Raw genomic sequence first — 18,767 nt, 5'->3', positions numbered from 1 at the left:
CGGTGCGCCTTACCGCAGCGTCACCACCGTGGCGCCCTCGCCACCTTCGAAGGGCTCGCCGGGACGAAACTCGCGCACCAGGGGGTGACCGTCAAGGTATTCGCGCACAGCCCGCATCAGGGCGCCGGTCCCCTTGCCGTGGACAATCCGCAGCTCGCCGTATCCTTCCAGGGAGGCGTGGTTCAGGAAGGGCTCCAACCGCGCCAGGGCGTCGTCCACTCGCAGGCCGATCAGGTTGATTTCGCGGGGGGTCTCCGCATCCGGCGCCGGTCTTCTGCCCGAGCCGGTGCGGATTTTGGCCTCGGTGGCCTTGCCCCGGCGCGGGGAAACGTCCGTGGCCGCCACTTCCAGTTCCATGGCGCCGGCCCGCACCCGGAGCCGGCCGGTCCGGCGGTCCACGGCGGTGACGGTGCCGTCGTGGCCGATGGCCTTGACGAAGACAGTGTCGCCCTCGCGGACGGCATCCAGGGAAAGGGTCTCCTCGGGGTGGAACTCCTGGAGCTTCGCCTCCACCGCGGCCTCGGCCTCGTCGATCTTCTTCCGGGCCTCCCTGCTCTTCTCCCTGCGGGCTTCCTCGATGATGGCGTTCACGTCGCGCCGGGCGGCCCGGACGATCTCCTTTGCCTCCTGGAGGGCCTTCTCGGTTGCCTCGCGCCGCCGGGTCTCGGCCTCGGCCAGCCGCTCGCGGGCGATGCGGGCCTTCTCCTCGGCATCGCGCCGGAGCCGTTCCGCCTCGGCCAGGGCCTCTTCGTGGCGCCGGCGCTGGTCCTTGAGCTCGGCCAGCAGTTCGTGGAATTCAGTCTCCATGCGAGAGAGCATGCCGGTGGCCACGGCCACGACCCGGTCGGGAAGGCCATACCGGCGAGCGATCTCCAGGGCGTGGGACTGGCCCGGCTCGCCCACGGTGAGACGGTAGAGGGGGGTGAGGGTCTGGCGGTCGAACTCCATGGAAGCGTTGACCATGCCGTCCCGTTTGTGGACGAAGCCCACGATGTCGGTCAGGTGGGTGGTGGCGATGACCAGCGCCCCCTTGTCCTGCAGGTCGGCCAGGACGGCGCAGGAGATGGCCGCCCCCTGGACCGGCTCGGTGCCGGTGCCCAGTTCGTCCAGCAGCACCACGGTGCGGCGGTCGGCCCGCTCCAGGATGCCGGCGATGTTGGAGACGTGGGCCGAGAAGGTGGAAAGGCTCTGCTCGATGGACTGCTCGTCGCCGATGTCCACCAGGAGGTCGGAGATCAGGGGGAACGACGAAGTGGAGGCCGCCGGCACCGGAATCCCCGCCAGGGCCATGAGGTGAAGGAGGCCGGTGGTCTTGAGGGAGATGGTTTTGCCTCCCGCGTTGGGCCCGGTGATGACCATGACCTGATTCGCCACATGCGAATCAGGACGTTCAGCTCCCCCCAGCCCCAGGTCCAGCGGCACCACCCGGCCGACCCCCCGTTCCCGCGCCATGAGCGCCAGGAGCGGGTGGCGCCCCTCCCGGACCCGAATGAAGCGGGCGTCGGTGATCTCGGGGGTCTCGGCGCCGAGGGAATCGGCGAACAAGGCAATGCCGTTCAGCACGTCAAGCCGGACCAGAATGCGGAACTGCTCATCCAGGCCGTCGGCTTCCTGGCGGATCATCCGGCAGATGGTCCGGACGATGCGGATCATCTCGGCCTTTTCCTCAGCCACCAGGTTTTCCAGCTCGTTGGCCAGGCCGATGATCTCCAGGGGCTCCATGAAGGCGGTCTCGCCTGAATTGGAGACGTCGTGCACCACGCCGGGGACCATTCCCTTGGAATCCATCCGCACCGGGATCACCCACCGCCCGCCCCGCTGGGTGATGAAATCGTCCTGGAGGAAGGTGGTGACCCCGGTCTCGCGGACGATCTCGGCCAGCCGCCGCCTGATCCGCTCGGTGAGGTGGCGCTTCTTCTGGCGCAGGTCCGAGAGGAGCGGCGAGGCGGAATCGAGGATCTCCCCCTCGGAGTCGATGGATACCTCCAGCTCGTCCAGGAGGTCGGGGAAGCCGGTCAGGGTGCCGGCCAGTTCCCGCAGCAGGGGGATGTCGGTCCGGTAGGCGAACTGCTTGGCAATGGCGGTCATGGTCCGCAGGATCGGGAACAGGACCACCAGCTCCGTGGGGTCCAGCACCGCGCCGTCGGGGCGGACTGCCGCCAGCAGCGGTGCGATGTCCTCGAAGGAGCGGAGGGAAAGATCGATCCCCAGCTGGCGCAGCCGCCGGATCTCGTCCACCTGGCCGAAGCGCCGGACAATGGCCTCCCGGTCGTCCAGGGGCCGGATCAGGGCGGTTTCGTCCCGCGTGGCGCCGCTGTGGGCGTAGCCCGACACGGCCGAAAGTATTTTATCGAATTCGAGGGTACGGAGGGTTTCGGTTCTGATCATTGCTGATTGTCCTTCTCTGGGTCGTATTTCGTGGTGGCCCGCCGTTTCCGCCGCGCCTTCTGCTTCCGGAGCTTCTCGACCCGGACGTCCCGGGGGCTCTCCCCCTTGTTGAGCCGTTCGATCCGCTCCAGGATCTCGCGCCGGGCCAGAAAGCGGTTCACGGACTGGCTCCGGTCCTTCATGCACTTCACTTCGATGCCGGTGGGGCGATGCCGGATCTGGACGCAGGTGGCGGTCTTGTTCACGTGCTGGCCGCCGGCGCCGGAGGAGCGGACAAAGGTTTCCTCCAGGTCCGCCTCGCTCACCCCCAGTTCGGCCATCTTGTCCCGGAGCCAGCGGTTTTTCTCTTCACTCACGGCAAAGGTCGGTGGCGCCACGGCTAGGTCCCTTCGGCGCCATCGAGCCGGTAGAGCCGCCGATGGCGCTGCTCCAGATAGAGCCGGGCCAGGAGCGGCCCGGCCACGGCCATGAGGATGAGGACACAGCCCGCCAGTTCGCGGGGGGTGAGCCGCTCACCCAGGATAAAGACGCCGAACAGCATGCTCCAGACCGGGTCGAGGGTGTAGATCAGCCCCGCCCTGGTGGGGGTGGTGAAGCGCTGGTAGGCGTTCTGGAGGGTAAAGCAGATGACTGTGGGAAAGAGGGCGCAGTACGCCAGGGACCAGGCCCCGGCCCGGCCGATGGTGAATTCCGGCCAGGGGAGAACCAGGCAGAGGACGAGCCCCACGGCGGCCACGGTGACGAACTGCACGAAGGTCACCAGATAGACGTCCTCGTCCCGCAGCACCCGGGAAACGGCTATGATGTGGATGGCGATGAACAGGGCGCAGACCGTGGAGAGGAGATCCCCTTGATTGAATCCCTCGGCCCCACCGCTGGCCAGGGCCCAGAGCCCGACCACGGCCAGGGCGATGCCGCCGAAGGTCACCCGGTCGACCCGCTCGCGCCACAGGGCGAACGTAAGGAGCGGGATAAAGAGGACAAAGAGGTTGTTCAGGTACCCGGCCCGGGAGATGGTGGTGCCCGACACGCCGAGGACGAAGGTGAGGTTCACCGCGGCCAGGGCCAGGCCGACCACTGCTCCGCGCACGGCGATGTGGCGGTTGAGGCGCGCCAGACGCGGCAGGCAGACCCCCCCCATGAGGAGCGCCGCCAGGGCGAACCGGAAGAAGAAAAAGTGGACCGGAGGCACCTCGCGCATCCCGATCTTGTTGAAGAGGAAGCTCCCCCCCCACATGAGAGTGGTGAACAGGAGGATAGCCGTTACCTTTGCGTGCGGCGGTGCCGCGGTCTGAGCCTGGATCATTCTGCTATTAAAGAACGGTGCCGCCGGTCAAGTCAACAGACAGTTTGCGCTTTTCTCGGAGGGGTGATTGCGCATTCGGCCGTAAGTGTTAGACTTGTCTAACCACCCGGACCGTATGAAAAAAATAGGCGGAAGGAAGGGACGAGCGATGATTCCGATAGTCGACTCCCGCATCGGGGCGTATCTGGACGGACTCCTGCCCGAAGCCGACCCGGTGGTGGCCGCCATGGAGCAGATTGCCCGTGAGCGGAATATTCCCATCGTGGACCGGCAGACGGGGCGCCTGCTCTATCTGCTGGCGCGGATCAAGCAGCCACAGTTGGTGGTGGTGCCCGGCGACGGCCTCGGCTGCGCCAGCTGGTGGTTCGCCCGGGCGATCAGCATCAGCAGCAGGGTGGTGATGATCGACCCCGACCGGGACAACGTGGAGCATGCCCGCCGCATGCTCCACGACAACGGACTCATCGACCGGGTTGAGCTGCAGGTCGGGGATCCCCTGGGAATCGCCGCCGGCCAGCGGGACATCGATATCCTGTTCATGGACTGCGACGTCTTCAACGGGGCTGACGTGCTGGAGCGGATGAACCGGTGCCTGGCAAAAAATGCACTTCTCATCGCCGTGAACGCCCTCCGGCGCGGATCGGTGGCCGAAAGCCACGAGGACCCTGAGACCGCTGCCCTGCGGGAGTTCAACCACCATCTGTCCAGGCGGCGGGATTTCTTCACCACCATCGTGCCGGTGGGAAACGGCGTGCTCCTGGGCTACCGCCTCAGTTGAAGGAAAGGGGCGCATCATGCCGATACGGTTGCTGTTCGTTCTGGTCATTGCCTGCACCCTGGCCGGTTGCGCCCGGCAGGTCATCAGCCGGGAGTCCCTCCTTCTGGCTGAACGGAGCCTGTCCTTTGCCGTGGTGCGGGAGAACCCCAACGCATACATGGGGCGTCACCTCCTGCTGGGAGGGGCGGTGGCCGAAACGGCAAACCGGCCCGATGGAGCAGAACTGGAAGTGGTCCAGTTTTCTCTGGACTCCGACGACCGGCCCCAGGAGAAACACGGGTCCGAAGGGCGTTTCCTCGCCCGCAGCCGCGAATTTCTCGACCCGCTGATCTTCAGCCGGGGAAGGCTCGTGACTCTGGTGGGAACGGTGACCGGCGTGACGGAACGGCGCCTCGACGGAACCAGCTACCGTTATCCGGTGATTGCTATCAGGGAGATGTACGTCTGGAGACCTGAGGATCCCTATGCCCAGCCGGCGGTGCACTTCGGCATAGGGGTGGGGGTAGGGTTCTGACCGCGGCCTGGACCGCCGGCAGCGCTATTTCACGACAACCTTGTTCTTGCCGGTGTACTTGGCCTGCATGAGACACTCGTCGGCCAGGCGGACCAGCTCTTCGATCCCCCCGTCCACGTCGGTGCCGAGAATGCCCTGGGCAACGCCGATGCTGGCGGTGACCGGCACCATGCGGGCGCTTTCCTCCTCAATGCTGCGCCGCAGGTTCTCGGCCACGGTCCGGAGCGACGCCGGTTCCACCGGCGACAGGTAGACCACGAATTCGTCGCCGTCGTAGCGCCCAACCACGTCGGAGCGGCGCAGGTGGGAGGTGATGGTTTCCGCCACCAGCTGCAGGATGCGGTCGCCGGTCTGGTGGCCGTAGTTGTCCCCCACCAGTTTGAAATAATCCAGATCAATGAGCATGATGCCCACGTTGCTTCCGCTGCGCTGGGCCGCGTAGGCGAGTGAGCCCACGGTCTTGAAGAAGCCGGCCCGTGTCATGACCCCCGTGAGGGCGTCGAAGTGGGACTGGGCTGCCAGCTGCCGCGCCTCGTTCCAGAGCCGGAACAGGGCCTCGCCCAGCAGTTCCGTTTCGGCGGTGGCCAGGCCGCAGGAGCCGATGCCGTCGATAAAACGACGCAGGTAGCGGCCGTAGCCGATATCGGGCAGGTCCTCGCCGCTGGCATCCCTGGTCAGGCGACAGAGACTCGCAAAGGCGGGATGGAGGAGGTAGAGCTGCAGGCGGAAGCCGAGCAGACAGGCGGCCTCGCTGGAGGGGGCCTCGGTATAGCGCTCGACCTGCTCGTCGATGCTCTTGCCGATCATTTCCAGTTCTTCCAGGGTCTCGGCCGGCTTGTAGATGATGATCGGCAGGTTCTCGCGCCCGCCCCTCTCCTGCAGGCGCTCATACACGGCACTGTGATGACGGGTTTCGTCGGCAACGGTCTCCCAGAAACGCCGCGCCTCGTCGCTGCCGGCGTGTGCCGCGAACATCTTGAATACCGATGAGGCCTTGCGTTCAAGCTCCAGGCATGCTGCAACGATGTCGTTCAGAATGTCGCCGGACATGCGGCACCTCCTGCCCCCAGGGAAATCGGCGGAACCAGCGTCGGAAAAAGTATACGCTCCTCGCCCGATTATTTCATTAGAATTCTGAGCCGAGGCGATTAAAAAATTCGACGCATATTCGGCAGTTGAACACTACCTGCCGCCGTGGCAACGGTCCCCCCCTGCAGTTTCAGGTTCAGGCATTCCGGTTCAGTGGGCCTCGCTCCAGTTACGCCCCACGTTCACGTCCGCCCGCAGCGGCACCCGGAGGGGGGCAGCATGCTCCATCTCGTGTTGCACGAGCCGCTCCATGGCGGTCCGTTCGCCCTCCGGCACCTCGAAGACCAGTTCGTCGTGGACCTGCATGATCAGGCGACTGGTGAGCCCCTCTCGCCGCATCCGCTCCGTGACCCGCACCATGGCCGCCTTGATGATGTCCGCGGCCGAGCCCTGAATGGGGTAGTTGACGGCGTTGCGCTGGGCAAAGGCCCGGATGTTGCCGTTGCTGCTGGCGATGTCCGGAATGGGGAGCCGCCGCCCCATGAGGGTGGTCACGTAGCCCCTGGCCTCGGCCTCGGCCACGCAGCCGTCCAGGAAGGCCCGGGCGCCAGGATGGCGGGCGAAGTAGTTGTCGATGAACTCCTTGGCCACCTTGGTGGTGATCCCCAGTTGCTTGGCCAGACTGAAGGCCCCCTGTCCGTAGATGACCCCGAAGTTGATGGCCTTGGCCTGGCGCCTCATCTCGGGCGTCACCATCTCCGGGAAGAGGCCGAACACCTCGGCCGCGGTCCGGGTGTGGATGTCCTCGTCCCGGGCAAAGGCGTCGCAGAAGACCCGGTCCTCCGAGAGATGGGCCAGGACCCGCAGCTCGATCTGGGAGTAGTCGGCCGAGAGGATCAGGTGGCCCTCCTCCGCGATGAAGGCGCGCCGGATCTTCCGCCCCTCGTCGGTGCGGACCGGGATGTTCTGCAGGTTGGGCTCCGAGGACGAGAGCCGCCCGGTGTTGGTGACGGTCTGGTTGTAGGAGGTGTGCACCCTCCCGCTGGCCGGGTGCACCAGCCTGGGCAGGGCATCGGTGTAGGTGGACTTGAGCTTGGCGAGCCCCCGGTACCGGAGGATGGCCGCGGCGATCTCGTGCCCGGCCTCGGCCAGCCGTTCCAGCTCCTCCACGTTGGTGGACCAGCCGGTTTTGGTCTTGGTCTTTTTCCCGGCTGGGAGCTTCATTTTCTCGAACAGCACCTCTCCCAGCTGCTTGGGCGAGTTGAGGTTGAACGGCTCGGGCGCGAGCGCCATGACCTGCTCCTCCAGAGCCGTCAACTGGCTGCCGAGCCCGGCGGAGAGTTCCCCCAGCAGCGCCAGGTCCAGCTTGACCCCGGCCGTTTCCATCTCGGCCAGGATCGGTACGAGCGGCATCTCCAGATCGAAGAACAGGCGCTCCATGCCGGCCTCGGCCACCCGGGGCAGGAACAGCCGGTGCAGGAGCCAGGCGGCGTCGGCATCCTCGCAGGAATAGGTGGACGCCTTTTCCACCGGCACCCGGGCAAAGTTCAGCTGGTCCTTTCCCTTCCCGGCCACCTCCTCGTAGGAGATCATCCGGTGGTCCAGGTGCTCCACCGCCAGGGAGTCCAGGCCGTGGCCCGACCGGACCGGGTTGATCAGATAGGAGGCGACCATGGTATCGCACCAGACCCCGGCCATGACGATGCCGTGACGGCGCAGCACCTGGTAGTCGTACTTGAGGTTCTGCCCCACCTTGCGCACCGCGGGGTCGGTGAGGAGCGGCCGCAGCCCCTCCAGCACCAGGGTGCGGTCGAGCTGGGCCGGGGCGCCGTCATAGGCGTGCCCCACCGGGATGTAGCAGGCTTCGTGATCCCGGAACGACAGGGAGATGCCCACGATGTCCGCCTCAAGAGGATTGAGGCTCGTGGTTTCCAGGTCCACCGAAAAGACCCCGGCCCCGGCCAGGTCGGCGAGCAGGGCCCGGAAATCGGCCTCCGCGAAAATGGTGCGGTAGTGCTCGGTGGTCAGGGTGGCCTCGCTGGTCAGCTCCTTCATGAGGGTCGTGAACCCATATTCCTTGAAGAGTTCGGCCAATCGGCGATTGTCGGCGGGGGCCACGGCAAAGGCGTCGAGGTCGAAGTCCAGGGGCACGTCGCGGACAATGGTGGCGAGACGCCGGGAAAGCCGGGCCTGCTCCGCGAACTCGCGCAGGCGCTCGCCGGTCTTTCCCTTAACCTCGCCGGCCCGCTCCAGCAGGGCGTCCAGAGAGCCAAACTCCTGGATCAGCTTGGTGGCGGTCTTTTCGCCGATGCCGGGGACGCCGGGGATGTTGTCGGAGGTGTCGCCCGCCAGGCCCAGTATGTCGATGACCTGCCCGGGGCCGACGCCGAAGCGCTCCACCACCTCGGGGATGCCGGACACCCGGTCCTTCATGGTGTCGAGCAGCCGGATGCGGTCGCTCACGATCTGCATCAGATCCTTGTCGCCGGTGACGACCACGGCCTCCAAACCCTGCTCCTCGCACCGCCGGGCAATGGTGCCGATGATGTCGTCGGCCTCGTAGCCCTCCAACTCCAGAACCGGGATGCTGAAGGCCCGGACCATCTCCTTGATGGGTCCGATCTGGGGAACCAGATCATCGGGCATGGCGGCCCGGTTCGCCTTGTAATCGGGGTAGATCTCGGTGCGGAAGGTGGTGCGCCCCTTGTCGAAGACCACGGCCAAGCGGCCGGGATGGTGATCCTTGATGACCTTGAGGAGCATCTGGGTGAAGCCGTAGAGCGCATTGGTGGGGAAACCCGCGGGCGACGACAGATGCCTGATGGCGAAGTAGGCCCGGTAGATGTACGAGGAGCCGTCGATGAGAAACAGCGTGTCGGTCGCCATCTACGCCTCCTCAGCTTCGCGGGTGAAGATGAGAAACGCCATGGAGGGACGACGGCTCGCCTCGCGCATGGCGAACTGCATCCCGTCGAAGCGCCACCCCTTTGCGGTCCATTCGTTGAGGGCCTCCTCGATGACGTCCTCCGTCACGGTCCCGATCTCCACCACCTTGTATGTGAGCACAGTGCACCTCTTTCGTTTTTTGGGTCGCATGGTAGCCCAGAATCACCCCCGCTTCAAGAACTGATATGGGATCAAAGCCCGGCCAACAGGGCCTTAACTCATTAAAATAACTACAAAACTTTAATCTTGCAGCAATTGCATCTCCCCTGGCCCATGGTATCATTGTGTCAGCATCGGGAGGAGGCCCGATGCCGTAACGCTCCCCCTTAACCGGCTCGCCCCGGGCGGGCCCGTCAGCCACGCGAGGTGCACGGTATGATGATGGAAAAGCAAACGGAAATGATCGAACAATTGGCCGAGGATGCGGAAGTTACTCTCTCCACCGACTACGAGCGCAAAGATCTCAAGGAGCGCCGTTCGGTCGCCAAGAGCAGCCTCTATGACGGCTCTAAAAAGCTTAAACACAGCGTTCCCAAGGGGAAGCGGGTATAGCACGCCGCAGCACGCGCGAGCTCAAGTGAATAGGTACACAGAGAGGGGGGAGGCGCCGACAGAGGAGGCCTCCCCCTTGACTTTGAAAAACGGGTGATTATGTTGTGATCAGATCGAACACATCACCACCAAGGAGGTGCGCAGTCATGGCAATCGTCAAGTACAGCCCGTTTCGCGACATGATGAATATGCAGGAGCAGATGAACCGGCTTCTGGATCTGGCCTGGAGCAAGCAGGGCGGGGAAGAGTTGCGGGAAGGGGCCTGGCAGCCCCCCGTGGACATCTTCGAGGATGAAAACGCGGTGATCATCAAGGCCGAGCTGCCCGGCATCGACCAGAAGGACATCGAGGTGCGGATCGAGGACAACACCCTCACCATCCGGGGCGAACGCAAGCACGAGGAAGAGGTCCGCAAGGAGAACTACCATCGGGTGGAACGCTACTACGGCAGCTTCCAGCGGAGCTTCTCGATCCCCGCCACCATCGACCAGGAGAAGGTCAGGGCCAGCTCCGACAAAGGGGTCCTCACCATCACCCTTCCCAAGCGGGAGGAGGTGAAGCCCAAGCAGATTACGGTTGAAGTGACCTGAGCATGGGGCGGGCGGCACGATCCTCCTGCCGCGCTTCAAGGAATTCGAGCAGATTCCGGGGAGGAAGGGGACGGGCGATGTGATACCCCTGGACCACGTCGCAGCGGAGCGCCGCCAGGAAGGCAAGTTGTTCGGCGGTCTCCACCCCTTCCGCCACGACATCCAGATTCAGCACGTGGGCCAGGGCGACGATCGCCTCGGCAATGGCGGCATTGTCCTGGTCCACGGTCACTTCTTTGACAAAGGTGCGGTCGATCTTGAGCCGGTCGATGGGAAAGTGCTTCAGGTAACTCAGGGATGAGTAGCCGGTACCAAAATCATCGATGGCGAGCGACACCCCCATCTGCTTCAGCTTCCGCAGAATCCCCTTGGCCGTCTCTGAGCGCTCCATGATGACGCTCTCGGTAAGTTCCAGCTCCAGATACCGGGGATCGAGCCCCACTGCCGCCAGCACGGCGGCCACCATGGCGCAGAACCCGTCGTGCCGGAACTGCCGCGCCGACACGTTCACGGACACGCACAATTCGGTGTAGCCCAGCTCGTGGAGGGCCCTGAGCTGTTCGCAGGCCGAGCGCAGGACCCACTCGCCGATCGGCACGATGAGCCCCGTCTCCTCGGCCAGGGGGATGAAACGGGCCGGCGACACCATGCCCAGTTCCGGCGAGTCCCACCGCAACAGTGCCTCCACCCCGACAATCCGGCCTGACCCGATACCGAGCAGCGGCTGGTAGTGCAGGAGAAACTCCCGGCGCTCCAGCGCGCGGCGCAGGCTGGTCTCCAGGGTCAGCCGCTCCATGGCCCGGTGGTTCAACTCGCTCGAGTAGAACTGGTAGCCGTCACCCCCGAACTCCTTGGCCTTGTGCATGGCCATGTCGGCATTTTTGAGCAGGATGTCCGCACTGGAACCGTCCGTCGGATAGATGGCGATGCCGATGCTGGCGGTGCAGAAGATATCATTACCCTGGATGACGATAGGCCGGTTCAGCTCTTCCACTATCTTGCGGACGACCGCCACCACGTCCTCTTCGTGCCCCACCCCCGGCAGAATCACCACGAACTCGTCGCTCCCCAGCCGCGCCACGGTGTCGCTCTCCCGGATACTCGAAGCGATCCGTCCGGCCACGGTGGAGAGCAGAACGTCGCCGCAGGCATGCCCCAGCGAGTCATTCACCCCTTTGAACCGGTCCACATCCAGGTGCAGGACGCCGAAACCTCCCCCCTCCCGCCGCGCCTGGGACAGCAGCTGGCTGACGCGGTCCCTGAGCAGGGTCCGGTTCGGCAGTCCCGTGAGCGCATCGAAATAGGCCAGTTGCTGGATAGCCTCCTCGGCCCGCTTGCGTTCGGTGATATCGAGGATCGTGCCGACGATGCCGCCGATGGAACCGTCGGTATTCCCGAAGACCGTCTTGCTGAAGATGATGTCACGGATGCTGCCGTCAGTGTGGATCATGGTGCTGTCGTAGCTTTCCACCCCGCCGTTAGCGAGCAGCTTGCGGTCCACGGCATCGCAGATGCGCGCCCGGCCCTCCGCGCCGATGTCGAAGACCGTCTTGCCGATAATCTCCTCGCGCGTGCGCCCGATGAACGATTCCAGGGCGGCATTGCAGCCGATATAACGCCGGTCGGCGTCCTTGTAGAAGATGGGATGGGGGATGGAGTCGATGAGGACCTGGAGGAAGTGGAGCTGCTCGCGCCGGGCCTGCTCGGCCTTGGTCCGCTCCAGCTCGGCCGAGGCGCGGGCCGCGAAGATCCGGAGCATCGTTTCCGCCAGCTCGCTGTCGCCCAGCGGCCGGCGGCTCAAGACGGCCAGCGGCCCCAGAACGTTGCCCGCCGCATCGGTCAGGGCGATCCCCGCGTACCCCTCGACCCCCATGGCCATGGCCAGATGGTCCAGGGGGAACAGCGTGCAGACCCCTTCAGGAGTGCAATAGTAGGCATCCAGAACCACCCGCTCGCAGGGAGTGCCCACCAGGTCGAATTCAAGGGGCTCCGCCTCCTGCCCGTCGGCACGGAAGGCAACGGTCTTCACCCGCATGGCCTCCCGGTCGGTATATTCGGCGATGAAGGCGTATTCCACATCCAGTGCCCTGGTGAGATGCTCCAGCAGGGAGTGGAAAAACTGGTCCCCCACGGCGACCGATACGCCGAGAACCATTTCGTGGAGGGTTTCCTTCAGATTGTGATTCTTGCGCAAGGGCATGACGGACTCGATGCTGCCAAGGGAATATGCTTTCTTATCGGCAGATCAGTCCGCGACTTGAGGTGGAAAACAAAGATCACCCGGCGTCGGTATTCATGGAACCGGTTCGGTATCCCTCCAGGTCAACGGCCACATGGGCAAAGCCGGCCTCCCTGAAGAACGCCGCAATGCGGAGACGCAGGGAGGGGTCGAACAGCCGCGGGATTTCCTCCGGCGCCGTCTCGATCCGGGCGGTGTCGCCATGAAACCTCACCCGGTAGACGCGGAAGCCGTTCTCCCTGAGGAACTCCTCGCAGGCACCCACCATCCGGAGCCGCTCGGGCGTGATCTCCGTTCCGTAAGGGAAACGGCTCGACAGGCAGGCAAAGGCCTGCTTGTCCCAGGTGGGAAGACCCAGTTCGCGTGACAGTTCCCGGATATCAGCCTTGGTGAGCCCCGCCTCCACCAGGGGACTGCGGACCCCCAGTTCGCCGGCCGCGGCCCGGCCGGGGCGATAATCGTCCAGGTCGTCGCAATTGCTGCCGTCGGCCACCCAGGCGAGCCCCAGTTCCGCCGCCGTGCGACCGCAGAGACCGAAGAGCTCCTTCTTGCAGTGATAGCAGCGATTGCGGGGGTTGAAGGCGAACCCGGGAATTTCAAGTTCATTGGACTCCACCACCACCTGCCTGGCCCCCATTGACCGGGCAAGCCCGACAGCCTCCCGGAACTCCGATTCCGGATAGGTGGGCGACGTGGCGGTGAACGCAACGGCCTTGTCGCCCAGCAGGCCGTGGGCCACCCTGAGCAGGAACGTGGAATCGACCCCTCCGGAAAAGGCGACGAGCACCGACCCCATCTCCCGGAGGATGGCCTTGAGTTGTTCATATTTCAGATGCGTTTGTTCCATCGGACACCTCAAAAAAAACGCCCCGTGAGGGGCGTTGCGGTTGAATCGGACGAGGAGCGGCGATCAGTCGAACACCCCGGTGGAAAGGTACCGCTCGCCGGTGTCGCACAGGATCGTTACCACGTTCTTGCCCGGCCCGAGCTTGGCAGCCACCTGAAGGGCGGCGAAGACGTTGGCACCTGAGGAGATGCCGACGAGGATGCCCTCCTCGCGGGCCAAGTCGCGCACGGTGGCATAGGCATCGTCGTTGGAAACGGTGATGATCTCGTCATACACCTTGGTATTGAGCACATCGGGAACGAAGCCGGCTCCGATTCCCTGGATCTTGTGGGGACCGGGCTGGCCTCCCGAGAGGACCGGCGAATCAGCCGGCTCCACCGCCACGACCCGCACCGAGGAGTTGTGCGTCCTGAGCACCTCGCCGACGCCGGTGATGGTGCCGCCGGTGCCCACCCCCGCCACGAAGGCGTCGATGGTCGTGCCGGACAGGGTTTCCACGATCTCCGGCCCCGTGGTCCGGCGATGGATATCCGGGTTTGCCGGGTTCTTGAACTGGTGCATCATCACGTGCCCCGGCTGGGCCGCCAGTTCCTCCGCCTTCATAACGGCCCCGCGCATCCCCTGGGCGCCGGGGGTGAGGATCAGTTCGGCGCCGTACGCCGCCAGCAGCCGCCGCCGCTCCACAGTCATGGTATCGGGCATGGTCAGGATGAGCTTGTACCCCTTGACCGCGCAGATCATGGACAGGCCGATGCCCGTATTGCCGCTGGTGGGCTCCACCACCGTGGCGCCGGGCTTGAGGGTGCCGTCACGCTCGGCGGCCTCGATCATGGCGAGGCAGATACGATCCTTGATGCTGCCGCCGGGGTTGAAGAACTCCGCCTTGCCGAATACGGCTGCCGAACCCTTTCGCTCAAGCTTTGCCAGTCTCAGGAGAGGGGTATTGCCGATCTGCTCGATTACCTTGTCGTTGGTTAGTAGCGGCATGAATGTCTCCTTCCCGCATGTCAGATAAAGTACATGAACCGGTGATCCTGCTCCCGCTTGACCCCCATCTGCTGTCCCCGGTCGCACAGATCCTTGACCGTGAAGCCCGAGAAGAAATCAAGGAGCTTCGCTCCCGCCTCGCACCAGAGCTCCTGGGTCACGCAGGTCCCGTCAAAGGTACATTCCCCTTTTTTCTTTCTCTTGCTGGTACACTCAACCAGATTGATATCGCGCTCGGTGGCGAGAAGCACGTCGGCAACGGTGATCTCTTCCGGCTTTTTGGCCAGGCAGTACCCCCCCTGGGGACCCCTCTTGCTCTTGAGGATGCCGGCCCGCTTGAGCCCCTGGAAGATCTGCTCCAGATAACGGGGTGAAATGCCCTGGCGCCGGGATATGTCCTGCACCTGCGCCGGCAGGGACCCCGAATTGTACGCAATGTCGAAAATAGCCCGAAGCCCGTACCGGCTTTTCGTTGAGAGCTTCATAATCCCCCCTTCGCCTTAGTGTCTACGTGATGCCAACTATAACATTCTGCTACTCACCTTGTCAAGAACACAAAACCATACACCACTACATTCCCGTAAATAATTACGGTTGAATCAACAAGCGGAGTGACTACAGAGCTGGAGAGGAATTACTTGAGGTGACAGGCAAAACAGAGGCGGCTCTCCTTCATTTCGATCGCCAACTGGTGCCGGCCGGGGTTGTGAAGGTCATGGCAGGAGATACAGACCATCATGCCGTTGATGAAGCGAATGCCCGCCCCCTCCAGCTCATCGGCCGACCGGAATGATTGTTCCTTTCCCCGGGGGGGATAGGGACGATTGACGGGATGGGCTGACGACAGGGCGCATCCACCGAGGCAGTAGCCGACATCCGTGGCGATCTGGCCGTCGTGGCAGGAAAGGCAGTCTTCGGTGGCACCAGCCGCATCAACGACCTGGCCAAAATGGGAAACGGTTTCGGCGTAAAGTGACGGCGCCCGGGAGAACATCGCCCAGAGCGCCGCCAGACAAACAACAAGGGCGCGTACCACCATTGCTGTGCCACCTCCAGACAGGAAATGCCGCACAGAATTAATGGTACCACGAAAGAAAAACAACTCAACAAGCTGATAGTTCGAAGGAATTTACCACGTGATATTCGGTGGCTCCACCTTCTCAACCACGACGATCTCCGCGTTCCTGACCTCGAACACAAAGCCGAGCGAATTCGTCCAGCGGTCCCCTTCATCAAGGGGGATCGGCACCTCACGGCGACCGAGCCACACCTCTTCGTCGCCGATATAGGCAAACCAGTCAAGGTTGCCCGTCATCCAGATCTTATTTTTCAGTTCCATTGAATATCCTCCGCAATCGTTTCGGCAATCATAACGAATCCCCTCGCAGGGGGTCAAGGGACGCGGGATTTTTTCTTGTTGGCGATCCCCGTTTCTGCTATTTCTAAAGGAATTTTAGCGATATTTCCACTTATACCAACGAGAGGGATGACTATCATGAAATTCACCAAAATGCATGGGGCCGGCAACGACTACGTCTATGTCAACTGCTTCGAGGAGACCGTAGGGAACCCTGAGCAGACGGCCATCAAGGTTTCCAACCGCAACTTCGGCATCGGCTCCGACGGGCTCATCCTGATCATGCCCTCCGACAAGGCCGACGTCCGGATGCGCATGTTCAACTCCGACGGATCCGAGTCCGAGATGTGCGGCAACGGCATCCGCTGCGTGGCCAAGTACGCCTACGACCATGGCATCGTGACCAAGAAGGAGATCACCGCTGAAACCGGCGCGGGCGTCCTGACGCTCCAGCTCTTCACCGGCGCCGACGGCAGGGTTGACCGGGTCCGCGTCAACATGGGCAAGCCGCGCCTCACCCGTGCGGAAATTCCCATGCTGGGCGACCCGGGCGACGGCCAGGTGGTCGGTCAGCCTCTGAACATCCTCCACACCACGTTCAACATTACCTGCGTTTCCATGGGGAACCCCCACTGCGTCATCTTTGTGGATGACGTGGAGAACTTCCAGGTGGAAAAGTACGGCCCCCTCATCGAGAATCACGAGATGTTCCCCCGCCGAACCAACGTGGAATTCGTCCAGATCATCTCCCGCACCGAGGTACGCCAGAGGACCTGGGAGCGGGGAGCCGGCGAAACGCTGGCTTGCGGCACCGGCGCCAGCGCCGTCTGCGTGGCCGGGGCTCTCAACGGCCTCACCGAGAAGAATATCCTCAACCACCTATCCGGCGGCGACCTGGAGCTGGAGTGGGCCGAGGACGGCTTCCTCTACATGACCGGTCCGGCCACCGAGGTGTTCAGCGGCGAAATCAATCTCGGCACGCTGTAGCAGGCGCTGCCGGCACAAACCAGGGGCCGGCGGCGGTCCGGTCGAACCGGGCCGTCGCCGGCCTTTCGTCTATCAGGCTGAGGCAAACGCCATGGAGGATCTCCCATGTCACCATCCTGCCCCATGTGCACCAAGTGGCTCGACGAGCCGGAGTTTCGCATTGCGGAGTTGGAGCACACCCGCGTCATGCTCAACCGCGACCAGTTCTTTCCCGGCTACACCTTTGTCTTCACCCGGGAGCACGTGACTGAGCTGTTCCATCTCTCCCCGCCGGTCCGCCAGGGGGTCATGGAAGAGGTGACGGCCGTTGCCGCGGCCCTGTACGACCTGTTCCAGCCCGCCAAGATGAACTACGAGCTGCTCGGCAACATGGTGCCGCACATGCACTGGCACCTGGTGCCCCGCTTCGCCACGGACCCCCTGTGGCCCCGCCCCATCTGGAGCGAACCCCATGCGGAAACCCTGCTCGCACCGGAGGAGTACGCCGGGCGGATCGCGCTGATCCGGGACAGGCTCGGGCTCTAGGCCATGAACGACTATCTCGGCGCGCACATGTCCATCGCCGGCGGGATTCACAAGGCTCCGGCGCGGGGAAACCGGGTCGGGTGCGGCGTGATCCAGGTCTTCACCCAGAACTCCAACCAGTGGCGGGGGAAGATGCCCACCGAGGGGGAGGCGGCTCTGTTCCGTGAACAGTGGGAAGCCGCGGGCCTCCACGAAATCATCGCCCATGACATCTACCTCATCAACCTGGCGGCCCCGCCGGGCGAGACACGGGACAAGAGCCTCGCGGCCTTCCGGGAGGAGATGGAGCGCTGTACCCGCCTCGGTATCGGCACTATCGTGATGCATCCCGGTGCCCACCTGGGCGACGGAGAAGAGACCGGCATCCGGCGGATCTGTGAGGCCTTCAACCGCCTGATCCCCGCGGTTCCCGAGTTCACCGGCGTGATCCTGCTGGAGACCACCGCAGGCCAAGGCACCAGCCTGGGTCATACCTTCGAGCAGTTGGCCGCCATTATCGCCGGGACCGCGTTTCCCGACCGCTTCGCGGTCTGCTTCGACACCTGCCACACCTTTGCCGCCGGATACGACTTCACCACCGGAGAGGGGTACCGGCGCGTCTTCGCCGAGTTCGACCGGCTGATCGGCCTGGACCGGCTCCGGTGCTTCCACCTGAACGATTCCCGGAAGGGGCTCAACTCCCGGGTGGACCGGCACGAGCATATCGGCCGGGGAACGCTGGGGCTGGAGCCGTTCCGGTTCCTCATGAACGATGACCGCTTCACGACGGTGCCCAAGATTCTCGAAACGCCAAAGGGAGATGACGACGAGTTTGATATCATGAACCTGAACACGCTCCGGAGACTCGTCCGCCGGCGCACAACAAAGGAAAGAACCGAGCCATGCCCGAGTTGATCGTAACCGACGCTGCCTGCACCCGTTGCGGCGCCTGCGTCTCCGTCTGCCCCTTGCGCATCGTCGAACTGCCCGAGGGGAACCTGCCGCCCCGCTTCACCGAAGAGGGAGCCGGACGGTGCATCATCTGCGGCCACTGCGAGGCGGTCTGCCCCACGGCAGCCCTGGCGGTGGACGATCCGCGCCTGGACCCGGCCGTCTACTCGCCGCCGACGGCACCCTTTGCCCCGGCTGAGCTCGATGCGTACCTGCGGATGCGGCGGTCGATCCGCCATTTCCGGCCGGAGCCGGTCCCCCGGGAAACCATTGCGGGGATGCTGGACGTGGTCCGCTACGCTCCCACCGGCAGCAACAGTCAGCGGGTCAAGTGGCTGATCATCCACGATACCGCCGAAGTGCGGCGACTGACCGGCTTGGTGGTGGACTGGCTCCGCTCCCAGCAGGAGGGCGACACCCACCTGAGCCGGCACTTCAACATTGCCGCCATGATCCGCTCCTGGCGCAAGGGTAACGACCCCATCTGCCGCAATGCACCGCACCTGGCCATTGCCTACACCGACCGGCGCCATCCCACGGTTGCGGTGGATGCCGTCATTGCTGCCACGCACCTGGACATCCTGGCCCCCGCCCACGGGGTGGGCACCTGCTGGGCCGGCTTTTTCCAGATGGCCGCCGAGGCATGGGAGCCCCTGCAACAGGCCATCGGCCTCCCCGAGGGGCACCACGCCGGCTATACGCTCCTGCTGGGCTACCCGGCCGTCACCTATCGCCGACCTCCCCGGCGCAACCGGCTGGACGTGGTCTGGCGGTGACAACGTGAGGGAAGGT

At 64.2% G+C, this 18,767-nt stretch carries 20 protein-coding genes; 8 read left to right on the top strand and 12 right to left on the bottom strand.

What is annotated here, in order from left to right; all coding sequences use genetic code 11:
• Positions 1–9: 9 nt before the first annotated feature.
• From GS_RS02730 to GS_RS02720, 3 genes are read right to left on the bottom strand one after another with little or no spacing between them, the layout of a single operon-like run.
• On the bottom strand, positions 10–2,388 hold the full coding sequence (locus GS_RS02730) for an endonuclease MutS2 (protein WP_010941215.1): 2,379 nt from the start codon (positions 2,386–2,388) through the stop codon (positions 10–12).
• Complete coding sequence (locus GS_RS02725) at positions 2,385–2,765, bottom strand: peptide chain release factor family protein (protein ID WP_010941214.1); 381 nt, start codon at positions 2,763–2,765, stop codon at positions 2,385–2,387. Before GS_RS02725 ends, GS_RS02730 begins: the two co-directional genes overlap by 4 nt.
• 2 nt (positions 2,766–2,767) lie before the next feature.
• Positions 2,768–3,694 (bottom strand): DMT family transporter, encoded by a 927-nt coding sequence (locus GS_RS02720; protein WP_010941213.1) that lies wholly within the window; start codon positions 3,692–3,694, stop codon positions 2,768–2,770.
• Between the two features lie 148 nt (positions 3,695–3,842).
• Between GS_RS02720 and GS_RS02715 the strand changes: the two genes are divergently transcribed.
• Both GS_RS02715 and GS_RS02710 read left to right on the top strand, forming a co-directional pair.
• Entirely contained in the window at positions 3,843–4,472 is a 630-nt protein-coding gene (locus tag GS_RS02715; protein ID WP_010941212.1) for an O-methyltransferase, read from the top strand.
• Between the two features lie 16 nt (positions 4,473–4,488).
• Positions 4,489–4,986, top strand: coding sequence for a Slp family lipoprotein (locus tag GS_RS02710; RefSeq protein ID WP_010941211.1), 498 nt, complete (start codon positions 4,489–4,491; stop codon positions 4,984–4,986).
• 24 nt (positions 4,987–5,010) lie between these two features.
• Here the strand turns inward: GS_RS02710 and GS_RS02705 are convergent, their stop codons facing one another.
• From GS_RS02705 to GS_RS02695, 3 genes are all read right to left on the bottom strand, one after another.
• Positions 5,011–6,036, bottom strand: coding sequence for a GGDEF domain-containing protein (locus tag GS_RS02705; protein WP_010941210.1), 1,026 nt, complete (start codon positions 6,034–6,036; stop codon positions 5,011–5,013).
• Between the two features lie 189 nt (positions 6,037–6,225).
• Positions 6,226–8,901 carry a DNA polymerase I gene (gene polA, locus GS_RS02700; RefSeq protein ID WP_010941209.1) on the bottom strand — a complete coding sequence of 892 codons (2,676 nt, stop codon included), beginning with the start codon at positions 8,899–8,901 and terminating at the stop codon, positions 6,226–6,228.
• The gene (locus tag GS_RS02695) at positions 8,902–9,081 is read right to left on the bottom strand and encodes a DUF4177 domain-containing protein (RefSeq protein WP_010941208.1); all 180 of its coding nucleotides are present in this window, start codon (positions 9,079–9,081) and stop codon (positions 8,902–8,904) included. It lies immediately after the preceding gene.
• Between the two features lie 279 nt (positions 9,082–9,360).
• Between GS_RS02695 and GS_RS02690 the strand changes: the two genes are divergently transcribed.
• Together GS_RS02690 and GS_RS02685 are read left to right on the top strand one after the other, a co-directional pair.
• Complete coding sequence (locus GS_RS02690; RefSeq protein WP_162470143.1) at positions 9,361–9,513, top strand: hypothetical protein; 153 nt, start codon at positions 9,361–9,363, stop codon at positions 9,511–9,513.
• 146 nt (positions 9,514–9,659) lie between these two features.
• Positions 9,660–10,103, top strand: coding sequence for an Hsp20/alpha crystallin family protein (locus tag GS_RS02685; protein ID WP_010941206.1), 444 nt, complete (start codon positions 9,660–9,662; stop codon positions 10,101–10,103).
• Here the strand turns inward: GS_RS02685 and GS_RS02680 are convergent.
• From GS_RS02680 to GS_RS02655, 6 genes are all read right to left on the bottom strand, one after another.
• On the bottom strand, positions 10,084–12,303 hold the full coding sequence (locus GS_RS02680; RefSeq protein WP_010941205.1) for a putative bifunctional diguanylate cyclase/phosphodiesterase: 2,220 nt from the start codon (positions 12,301–12,303) through the stop codon (positions 10,084–10,086). The two genes, GS_RS02685 and GS_RS02680, sit on opposite strands and share 20 nt — an antisense overlap.
• A 76-nt stretch (positions 12,304–12,379) precedes the next feature.
• Positions 12,380–13,189 (bottom strand): ATP-dependent sacrificial sulfur transferase LarE, encoded by an 810-nt coding sequence (larE, locus tag GS_RS02675; protein WP_010941204.1) that lies wholly within the window; start codon positions 13,187–13,189, stop codon positions 12,380–12,382.
• A gap of 63 nt (positions 13,190–13,252) precedes the next feature.
• Positions 13,253–14,176: a cysteine synthase A gene (gene cysK, locus GS_RS02670; RefSeq protein ID WP_010941203.1), complete on the bottom strand. Its 924-nt coding sequence runs from the start codon at positions 14,174–14,176 to the stop codon at positions 13,253–13,255.
• Positions 14,177–14,196: 20 nt separating this feature from the next.
• The gene (locus GS_RS02665; protein ID WP_010941202.1) at positions 14,197–14,661 is read right to left on the bottom strand and encodes an RrF2 family transcriptional regulator; all 465 of its coding nucleotides are present in this window, start codon (positions 14,659–14,661) and stop codon (positions 14,197–14,199) included.
• A 149-nt stretch (positions 14,662–14,810) separates the two neighbouring features.
• Positions 14,811–15,215, bottom strand: a complete 405-nt coding sequence (locus GS_RS02660) for a cytochrome c3 family protein (protein ID WP_010941201.1) — start codon at positions 15,213–15,215, stop codon at positions 14,811–14,813.
• Between the two features lie 90 nt (positions 15,216–15,305).
• The gene (locus GS_RS02655) at positions 15,306–15,515 is read right to left on the bottom strand and encodes a hypothetical protein (RefSeq protein WP_010941200.1); all 210 of its coding nucleotides are present in this window, start codon (positions 15,513–15,515) and stop codon (positions 15,306–15,308) included.
• Between the two features lie 156 nt (positions 15,516–15,671).
• Between GS_RS02655 and dapF the strand changes: the two genes are divergently transcribed.
• From dapF to GS_RS02635, 4 genes are all read left to right on the top strand, one after another.
• Positions 15,672–16,520, top strand: coding sequence for a diaminopimelate epimerase (dapF, locus tag GS_RS02650; protein ID WP_010941199.1), 849 nt, complete (start codon positions 15,672–15,674; stop codon positions 16,518–16,520).
• Between the two features lie 105 nt (positions 16,521–16,625).
• Positions 16,626–17,045: an HIT family protein gene (locus tag GS_RS02645; protein WP_010941198.1), complete on the top strand. Its 420-nt coding sequence runs from the start codon at positions 16,626–16,628 to the stop codon at positions 17,043–17,045.
• Positions 17,046–17,048: 3 nt separating this feature from the next.
• Positions 17,049–17,939 carry a deoxyribonuclease IV gene (locus GS_RS02640; protein ID WP_010941197.1) on the top strand — a complete coding sequence of 297 codons (891 nt, stop codon included), beginning with the start codon at positions 17,049–17,051 and terminating at the stop codon, positions 17,937–17,939.
• Positions 17,927–18,751, top strand: coding sequence for a nitroreductase family protein (locus tag GS_RS02635; protein WP_010941196.1), 825 nt, complete (start codon positions 17,927–17,929; stop codon positions 18,749–18,751). The genes GS_RS02640 and GS_RS02635 overlap by 13 nt, the downstream gene beginning before the upstream one ends.
• Positions 18,752–18,767: the final 16 nt, after the last annotated feature.

It is taken from the genome of Geobacter sulfurreducens PCA, from assembly GCF_000007985.2.
Taxonomy (GTDB): domain Bacteria; phylum Desulfobacterota; class Desulfuromonadia; order Geobacterales; family Geobacteraceae; genus Geobacter; species Geobacter sulfurreducens.
The sequence above is the reverse complement of the archived record's forward strand: the minus strand, read 5'-3'. Positions and strand labels throughout refer to the sequence as shown.

What these genes read in the sequence shown, in the direction of transcription:
- GS_RS02690 (WP_162470143.1), top strand. Translation starts at nt 9,361, where the DNA reads ATGATCGAACAATTGGCCGAGGATGCGGAAGTTACTCTCTCCACCGAC.
- cysK (WP_010941203.1), bottom strand. Translation starts at nt 14,176, where the DNA reads ATGCCGCTACTAACCAACGACAAGGTAATCGAGCAGATCGGCAATACC.
- GS_RS02655 (WP_010941200.1), bottom strand. Translation starts at nt 15,515, where the DNA reads ATGGAACTGAAAAATAAGATCTGGATGACGGGCAACCTTGACTGGTTT.
- GS_RS02680 (WP_010941205.1), bottom strand. Translation starts at nt 12,303, where the DNA reads ATGCCCTTGCGCAAGAATCACAATCTGAAGGAAACCCTCCACGAAATG.
- GS_RS02635 (WP_010941196.1), top strand. Translation starts at nt 17,927, where the DNA reads ATGCCCGAGTTGATCGTAACCGACGCTGCCTGCACCCGTTGCGGCGCC.
- GS_RS02645 (WP_010941198.1), top strand. Translation starts at nt 16,626, where the DNA reads ATGTCACCATCCTGCCCCATGTGCACCAAGTGGCTCGACGAGCCGGAG.
- GS_RS02730 (WP_010941215.1), bottom strand. Translation starts at nt 2,388, where the DNA reads ATGATCAGAACCGAAACCCTCCGTACCCTCGAATTCGATAAAATACTT.
- dapF (WP_010941199.1), top strand. Translation starts at nt 15,672, where the DNA reads ATGAAATTCACCAAAATGCATGGGGCCGGCAACGACTACGTCTATGTC.
- GS_RS02665 (WP_010941202.1), bottom strand. Translation starts at nt 14,661, where the DNA reads ATGAAGCTCTCAACGAAAAGCCGGTACGGGCTTCGGGCTATTTTCGAC.
- GS_RS02720 (WP_010941213.1), bottom strand. Translation starts at nt 3,694, where the DNA reads ATGATCCAGGCTCAGACCGCGGCACCGCCGCACGCAAAGGTAACGGCT.
- GS_RS02660 (WP_010941201.1), bottom strand. Translation starts at nt 15,215, where the DNA reads ATGGTGGTACGCGCCCTTGTTGTTTGTCTGGCGGCGCTCTGGGCGATG.
- GS_RS02685 (WP_010941206.1), top strand. Translation starts at nt 9,660, where the DNA reads ATGGCAATCGTCAAGTACAGCCCGTTTCGCGACATGATGAATATGCAG.
- GS_RS02710 (WP_010941211.1), top strand. Translation starts at nt 4,489, where the DNA reads ATGCCGATACGGTTGCTGTTCGTTCTGGTCATTGCCTGCACCCTGGCC.
- GS_RS02705 (WP_010941210.1), bottom strand. Translation starts at nt 6,036, where the DNA reads ATGTCCGGCGACATTCTGAACGACATCGTTGCAGCATGCCTGGAGCTT.
- GS_RS02715 (WP_010941212.1), top strand. Translation starts at nt 3,843, where the DNA reads ATGATTCCGATAGTCGACTCCCGCATCGGGGCGTATCTGGACGGACTC.
- polA (WP_010941209.1), bottom strand. Translation starts at nt 8,901, where the DNA reads ATGGCGACCGACACGCTGTTTCTCATCGACGGCTCCTCGTACATCTAC.
- larE (WP_010941204.1), bottom strand. Translation starts at nt 13,189, where the DNA reads ATGGAACAAACGCATCTGAAATATGAACAACTCAAGGCCATCCTCCGG.
- GS_RS02640 (WP_010941197.1), top strand. Translation starts at nt 17,049, where the DNA reads ATGAACGACTATCTCGGCGCGCACATGTCCATCGCCGGCGGGATTCAC.